Consider the following 719-nt stretch of genomic DNA (forward strand, 5'->3'; position numbering starts at 1 on the left):
ACCCCCGGCTTCTCGGGCGCCGATCTCATGAACCTCGTCAACGAGTCGGCCCTGCTGGCGGCCCGCCGCGGCAAGCGCATCGTGACGATGAAGGAGTTCGAGGACGCCAAGGACAAGGTGATGATGGGCGCCGAGCGCCGCACCCTGGTCATGACCGACGACGAGAAGCGCCTCACCGCCTACCATGAGGCCGGCCACGCCGTCGTGGCGCTCAACGTGCCCGCCACCGATCCGGTCCACAAGGCCACGATCATCCCCCGCGGCCGTGCGCTGGGCATGGTCATGCAGCTCCCTGAGCGGGACAAGCTGTCCATGTCCTACGAGCAGATGACCTCGCGTCTGGCCATCATGATGGGCGGCCGCATCGCCGAGGAGATGATCTTCGGCAAGGAGAAGGTCACCTCCGGCGCCCAGTCGGACATCGAGCAGGCCACGCGTCTGGCCCGCATGATGGTCACCAAGTGGGGCTTCTCGCCGGAGCTCGGCACGGTGGCCTATGGCGAGAACCAGGACGAGGTGTTCCTCGGCATGTCCATGGGGCGTCAGCAGAACATCTCCGAGGCGACCTCCCAGAAGATCGACTCCGAGGTTCGCCGTCTGGTGGAGGACGGGCTCAACGACGCCCGCCGGATCCTGACGGAGAAGAGGCACGAGCTCGAGGCTCTGGCGCACGGCCTGCTGGAGTACGAGACCCTGACGGGCGAGGAGATCCGCAACCT

At 66.6% G+C, this 719-nt stretch carries 1 protein-coding gene; it reads left to right on the forward strand.

Annotation, left to right across the window (positions count from 1 at the left end):
• Window positions 1–719: ATP-dependent metallopeptidase FtsH/Yme1/Tma family protein (locus tag JKG68_RS32775; protein WP_246516140.1), on the forward strand; the 719-nt coding region annotated here is incomplete at both ends.

Source organism: Microvirga aerilata, assembly GCF_016743775.1.
Lineage (GTDB): Bacteria > Pseudomonadota > Alphaproteobacteria > Rhizobiales > Beijerinckiaceae > Microvirga > Microvirga aerilata.